We start from the raw sequence: 619 nt of genomic DNA, 5'->3' as shown, positions 1-619 counted from the left end.
TCGTAGACTCCCCCAACACTGAAACTACCAACCGTATCAGAGTCTAAATACAAGGTTCGAATGCCACCATCAAACGTATAATCCGGAGTTTCACACGCATTGTTAGCTTCACCCGTACACCATCGCGTTCCCGTTGGGGTTACCGTCGCTTCAAACTGCTCATTAGAGTCGACCAATTCGCCATTCTCTTCTAGGCGAAACTCAACCGGAATTCGCTCACAGGTTAGGCTATATAATTGTTGAGGTTCTACAACCAATAATCCTTGCTGTACTGGGGGTTCACAAGAATAATCAGGTTTGATTATCGTTACACCATTATCAAGCACGGCGACTCTCGCTGTCACGGCACCATGAATAGCTGTCTGATTTAAATCTACAGTATCTGCGAGAATAAATCCTTTGAAAGTAGAGTTCCCAACGTCAAATATGACCTCACCTTTAGGAGCGTATATAATGGGATAAGCGAAGTCAGATTGTATATCAACTGCCAAGTTAAACTTCATACGTGTTATCACATTTATTTGAGAGTTGCCCTCAAAGGCATATACCAAATCTCCTGCATCATGCTCATAATTATCAAAGGTCACCGTGGAATTATCAGGAAAAACCAGTTCTACAC

Annotated in this window: 1 pseudogene; it reads right to left on the bottom strand. The window is 42.6% G+C overall.

Annotation, left to right across the window (positions count from 1 at the left end):
• Positions 1–503: pseudogene (locus tag AB4486_RS25795) on the bottom strand (MSHA biogenesis protein MshQ); the annotation flags it as partial.
• Between the last annotated feature and the right edge of the window lie 116 nt (positions 504–619).

Origin of the sequence: Vibrio sp. 10N.222.55.C6 (assembly GCF_041473395.1) — a bacterium.
Taxonomy (GTDB): Bacteria; Pseudomonadota; Gammaproteobacteria; order Enterobacterales; family Vibrionaceae; genus Vibrio; species Vibrio crassostreae_C.
This window is presented reverse-complemented; position numbering and strand designations above follow the sequence as displayed.